The organism is Candidatus Similichlamydia epinepheli, assembly GCF_003056015.1.
The window spans coordinates 1-5,789 of sequence record NZ_PPEU01000046.1; the positions used below are offsets into that span (position 1 = coordinate 1).

Consider the following 5,789-nt stretch of genomic DNA (forward strand, 5'->3'; position numbering starts at 1 on the left):
ATTTGATATTTTTTTACGCTCCTTAAAACACGGGTTAACACCAAACCCAGACATATCCTGTAACCAGCACATTAAATTTCGATTCTTATTAGAAAAAGCATTGGAAATGAATGGTGACTTTTTCGCAACTGGACATTACTGCCGGTTGAAAAAAGATTCGTCTGGTCAAATAAAGCTTCTAAAAGGAGCAGACAAGGATAAAGATCAAAGTTACTTTCTTAGTGCTGTTCACTCTGACTCGTTAAAAAAAGTGGTTTTCCCAATAGGAGAACTAGAAAAAAGCAGAGTGAGATCCATAGCAAAGGAATTCAGATTGCCAAACTTTGCAAAAAAAGACAGTGTAGGCATCTGTTTTGTTGAAAATAAAAAATTCAGAGAATTTATATCTAAATACATTCCAGATAGGAAAGGACTTATTCTTTCTACAGAAGGAAATATCTTAGGAGAACACCGAGGACTTCATTTTTTTACTATTGGGCAAAGAAAAGGCCTAAAAATAGGCGGCAAAGGTGATGCTTGGTTCGTGGCCAAAAAAGATAACAAAACTAACACTCTATGGGTCGTGCAAGGGAGATGTCACCCTTGGCTTTTTTCTCATCGTTTCCGTGTTCAAAACGTTAATTGGATTTCCAAGCCACCTTCGTTGCCATTCTCTTGCTACGTCAAAATTCGTTATCGTTCTTTAGAGGTTTCGTGTCATGTATCTCCGTGTTTAAATGGACTCGAAGTTACACTTGAAATTCCTGTTAGGGCAGTGACCCCTGGACAAGCAGCTGTTTTTTATCAAGGGATTGAATGCTTAGGTGGTGGAACTATTGTCGAAATTATTGTTGATTGAAACACTTAATTCAATGTCTTAAATCTTGATTTAAACGTCATTTTTTAGTGATTAGTGTTCGCTATCGTTAGAATTTTAGATTTAAATGAATCGTGTAGTTTCACTTATTTAGTAGATAAAATTAGAAATCAACTCAGTTGAAGTTAATCTATCACTAACATGTTATCACAAACATTTTCTGAATTAATGTTTATTTAACATGTTGATTCCAGATTAAATGGTTATATTGTGAATAAAACTCTTTCGCATGAAGAGATATCGACTTATGATTTTGTTACTAAAACTGACTCATATTTACATTTTATAAATTTTACGATTGCCAATTTGAACCCAGATATAGATCAATAACAAATGCTTGTATTTGTCTTTATCTGAAAAATTCTTATGAATGCAGAAGAGGTGAAAGAATGACTTCCTTTTCAAAAAAGGATAGTGAGGACAATAAAACAAGCTTGAGTAGAAGATGGAGGCCGCAATTATTCTGCGATGTTTTAGGGCAAGAAGTTCCAGCAGAAATATTAAGAAAAACTGTTTGCCAACATAAGACAGCTCCAGCCTACATATTATCTGGAACAAGAGGATCTGGAAAGACGTCTTTAGCTAGGATTTTCTCAAAAGCTTTGAACTGCTCTCAGGTGAGTGAACGTGGCGAACCATGCAACAGATGTTCATCTTGTAATGACATCCAGCAAGGATCAAGTTTACAAGTGGTCGAAATAGACGGAGCCTCTCATCGTGGGATAGATGATGTTCGATCCCTTATTGAAACATGTCAATATGCACCAGATCAAGGTGGTTTTCGTGTGTACATAGTAGATGAAGTACACATGCTAACCAAAGAAGCTTTCAATGCTCTTCTCAAAACACTTGAAGAACCTCCTTCACATGTTGTGTTCATATTAGCAACAACTGATTTGCAAAAGGTGCCCAAAACCATCACTAGTCGTTGTCTGCAGTTATCTTTGAAAAGGATTACTAATGAAACTATTGCCCAAAAGATTTCACGATTATTAGAAGCAAATGAACTAACATATGCTCCACAAATCCCATTTCTCATAGCAGAACGTTCAGAAGGTAGCCTTAGAGATGCGGAATCAATGTTGGAACAAATTTTAGCATTTTCTGAATCAAATTACTTATCCGTTCAACAAACAACATTTATTCTTGGAGTTCCTGATCAAGATCTACTACTATCCTTTGATAAAGCCTTCTTAGACGAAGACGTCCAAACTATGCTTTCGATCGGAGAACAGCTTTTCCAACAGAGTCAAGATGGAAATATCCTTCTTAGAGATCTTGCTCGTCACTATCATAACCATCTTTTTTTTCTCTTTTTCCAAGATCGATCTATTCTTACGAATATGTCTGTGGATGAAGCAGACCGCTTCATTCAATTAAATTCACGCTTCATCGCAAAGAGACTGTCTCAAATTCTTGCTAAGATCAAGGAAGTTATACCGTTATTAGATTTCTCTCCTCAAATTATTTTTAGAACTTTTTTATTAGAGATTTCTCAATTAAATGAAACAGTCGAACTATCTGACGTATTGAAAGTGTTAGAGAAGTTAGATGAAGAAGAGAATCCAAAATATGCAGAGCAAAACTCAATATGCGGAAGAAACGAAACGAATACACTAGCCTCAGATGAAATTAACGAAAAAAGAGAGAACTCAAGAATAGAAAATATGGTTCAGTTTTTTGCAAAAGAAACAAACTCTATTAGTTTCATGCATTTGAAGTGAAACGTTTAATTTTGGTGAGAAATTCTTGTGTTTCTCCTTGAGACATGCCGACCTTTTTTGCCTCTTGCATTATTAAGTCACCATCCAGTGATTTAATTTGATCAGCTAAGGAGCGAACATCTGCCTCTTTAAGAAGCTTCCCTTCTAAAACATAATCTGTAAAAGCAGAATAACAGCAAGGAGCAACAGACTTTAAAGCCAAAAGAATACAATCTATGTATTCTTTCAATTCGGGAAGATTGATTTCCCGTCTTCTCTGTATAAAGTATAACATGTTATGCAGGTCAATCTGCCAAATCAATTCTATAAAAACAGTTCCAGGCAATATGGAAAAGTATATATTTGAGTCTTTGTCAGCATTTCTAGCAGAGTACAGTAATTGTTTAATTTGATTATAACATGGTTCAATACTACTTCTTTCAATAGAATCTGGAATCCAAAAATCAATATCTTCGTGAGGCCAAATAATTTGATATTTTGAAGGCCTACAACGTGTAAACTCAAATGAAAGAAAAAGTGGCAATCTCAACCTAAAAACAAATGATACTTGTTCAAATGGAGACGTATGTGCGTGTCGCATTAAAAAGCGAATTAGCCTTTCATCTTCCTGAAATGTCTTATTGGATTCTCCATATGAGCATCTTGCTCCTCTAACAACACTTGCGTCACTTCCAATATAATCTACCAATGTTACATGGCCTTCCCCAGAGAGAGTCTGCATAGGAACCCCGACCATTTTATCAGCAGAAGAAGATCTAGGTCTGTTGCTATCTTTTGACATCAGGATTTCCCTACCATTCTATTTTTAGTCTTTCCAAGAGCTTGAGCTCTGCAGCGCTAAAAGATGTCTTTGTTAAATATGTTTCTTGAAACTCTTTCCAACAAATCGGGAAAAGGTTAGCAACACAAACAGCTACTTTATTTGCAAAAAGTTGAATTTCTTTTTGAGCATCTTTACTTAATCTTAGACGCAAAAAATGAAAAAGATTTCTCAAATCCATTTTCCAAAAAATTGTCGTATAAGCGTTTTGAGGGAGAACTATTCTTGCTTGTTCTCGACAGAGTCCACTTTCCATGAGGGAAAGATACCTTTTATGGCCCTGTTCAGAGGCTTCTTTGATAGACTTAACACAATTCCCTGCACTCATTTCATCTAACAACCCACAACCAACCTGCTTATTTAGATTTCCTTGTATTCTTAAATCTTCGATAGAAGGCTCATGAAACTGATATTTAACTTGAGCATATCTAGCTGAAAAGGAATTTAGCTTAGCTGTCCTGTGACGGACCAGTTGCCCCATCACATAAATTGGCAATCGAATCTGAAAAACAACACAAACTTGTTCAAGGGGCGAGAAGTTAGAAGTGCGGAAACACCACGATATTTTTTCTTCTTCTGAGGAATAAAAAAGACTCTTTGAACACAATTGTGCACAATGTGCAACAAACGAGTCAGACCCCATAAAATCAATCAATCTAACGAATCCGTGGTCCAAAACAGGAAGTTTTCTCCCAATGAGAGATTCGAATTGATCATCCACGCAGAAACTCCACACTACAGTAGCGAACAACAAATTACCGGTGATCTTACTCCTTAATCCGCTTCACATCAAGAGCTAAACAGACTAGAGTCACATCGTTAGTTGATACTGTTAGGTGGAGATAATGTTTAGAATATTTTCTACATGTCTTATTACTTTTATTTTCCCCATTTTTGCTTTCAGTACAGAAGAAAATAGTACTGCTTCTACGTCTGATATGTTCACTCCAAATTTTTCTTTTTGGCTTGGAACAGCAGGAATAGTTGTAATTTCTCTTCTCCTTCTTTCTCATTATTTTTTGGCTCGTTGGACTTGTCCAATTCGTGAGGGATGTCAAGTAGAAATTTTTATATTAAACAGAATGAATTTAGGACAAAAAATGTGTGCTTACCTCCTTGAAGTAGAAGAAGAACTATTTCTTGTGATTCAAGGCCATAATCAGATCTTATGTCAACCTGTTCGAGGGAGAGCAAAAGTCGGTGATGAGCTATTATTCTCTTCTAAAAACTCTGAAAGTAGTGATACTGTAAAGGTGCATGGTAACGAACAGAGCTCAAAAGATAAGCATCCTTGAGTTTGCAGAGTTTGCATTCAGAACGGATATTTCATATCCTGGAAAGTCAAATAGTTAGAATTTAATGTGCCTTTTTGTGGGGCGCACACCATGTGAGATGGAATGCCTTCTGAGAAAGCAATATTAACAAATGGTTCTACAGGCGACGCAAAAAATGATCAGCCGATTGGAGAGACAAATCCCTTTCCCACTGATCTATTGATTTTGCCTGTCTTCAAAAGGCCTTATTTCCCCGGTATCGCCTTGCCGATATCCATTGAATCTGGTGTTCAGTACGAAACTATAAAAAAGATTGCTTGCTCAGATCTTCGTACAATTGGAGTGTTACTATCTAAAGGGTCAAATGTAGAATGTTCAGTAGGGCAGCTTCATGAAGTAGGGGTTGCAGGTCGTATTTCCAAGATTTTGCCTGTTAATCATGGTGGATTTCAAGCGCTTGTTGACCTAGAGAAACGTTTCAAAGTTGTATCTATTCGTCAAGAAAAGGATCATTTCTGGGCAGAGGTTGAATATCTTCAGGACGAAGTTGATGCTTCAGAAAAGAAATTGAAAGCGTACGCGAAGAGCATATTAAAAGCGGTACGAGAAATTGTTTCTTTGAATCCACTGTTCAAGGATGAGTTAAGAGTTTTTCTAGAGCATGCAGATCCAAATCATCCATCAGCGCTTGGAGATATGGTGGCCTCTCTAACAACAGCACAACCAGAAGAATTGCAAGATTTATTGGCCTGCCTTTCCTTAGAGAAACGTTTACAAACCACTCTTTTCCTAGTTAGGAAGGAACAAGATCTAAGTAAAATACAGCATGAAATCGATCAACAAGTTGAATTGGCTCTCGGTAAGATTCAAAAAGAATATGTTTTACGTGAACAGTTAAAAACAATTCGAAAAGAGCTAGGGATGGAACATGATGATCGGAGTTCAGAGATCTCTAAATTCGAGACGAGACTTCAGTCAAAAAATGTTCCACCGCATGTTAAAACTGTTTTCGAAGAAGAAATTCAACGTTTGTCTGGATTGGAAAATAACAGCCCAGACTACTCTGTTTGTAGGAACTATCTAGATTGGATAACCTCCATTCCATGGGGCATTTA

Annotated in this window: 6 protein-coding genes; 4 read left to right on the plus strand and 2 right to left on the minus strand. The window is 36.6% G+C overall.

The window, feature by feature from the left end; all coding sequences use genetic code 11:
- Positions 1–838 (plus strand): tRNA 2-thiouridine(34) synthase MnmA (gene mnmA, locus GCCT14_RS03255; protein WP_108624225.1); only part of this gene is annotated, 838 nt, incomplete at its 5' end.
- A gap of 407 nt (positions 839–1,245) precedes the next feature.
- Positions 1,246–2,580, plus strand: a complete 1,335-nt coding sequence (gene dnaX / locus GCCT14_RS03260; protein ID WP_108624226.1) for a DNA polymerase III subunit gamma/tau — start codon at positions 1,246–1,248, stop codon at positions 2,578–2,580.
- On the opposite strand, the gene GCCT14_RS03265 is transcribed toward dnaX, so the two are convergent.
- Positions 2,564–3,361, minus strand: a complete 798-nt coding sequence (locus GCCT14_RS03265; RefSeq protein ID WP_108624227.1) for an FAD-dependent thymidylate synthase — start codon at positions 3,359–3,361, stop codon at positions 2,564–2,566. The genes dnaX and GCCT14_RS03265 overlap by 17 nt on opposite strands.
- A gap of 10 nt (positions 3,362–3,371) precedes the next feature.
- Positions 3,372–4,121: an FAD-dependent thymidylate synthase gene (thyX, locus tag GCCT14_RS03270; RefSeq protein ID WP_108624228.1), complete on the minus strand. Its 750-nt coding sequence runs from the start codon at positions 4,119–4,121 to the stop codon at positions 3,372–3,374.
- A gap of 124 nt (positions 4,122–4,245) precedes the next feature.
- Here thyX and GCCT14_RS03275 point away from each other — a divergent pair, with 124 nt between their 5' ends.
- Together GCCT14_RS03275 and GCCT14_RS03280 are read left to right on the plus strand one after the other, a co-directional pair.
- Positions 4,246–4,695 carry a hypothetical protein gene (locus GCCT14_RS03275; protein ID WP_108624229.1) on the plus strand — a complete coding sequence of 150 codons (450 nt, stop codon included), beginning with the start codon at positions 4,246–4,248 and terminating at the stop codon, positions 4,693–4,695.
- Between the two features lie 102 nt (positions 4,696–4,797).
- On the plus strand, positions 4,798–5,789 hold a 992-nt coding region (locus GCCT14_RS03280; protein WP_192875492.1), incomplete at its 3' end, for an LON peptidase substrate-binding domain-containing protein.

Bases quoted from the DNA above. Each gene is read 5' to 3' on its own strand.
- GCCT14_RS03275 (WP_108624229.1), top strand. From the start codon at position 4,246: ATGTTTAGAATATTTTCTACATGTCTTATTACTTTTATTTTCCCCATT.
- dnaX (WP_108624226.1), top strand. From the start codon at position 1,246: ATGACTTCCTTTTCAAAAAAGGATAGTGAGGACAATAAAACAAGCTTG.
- GCCT14_RS03265 (WP_108624227.1), bottom strand. From the start codon at position 3,361: ATGTCAAAAGATAGCAACAGACCTAGATCTTCTTCTGCTGATAAAATG.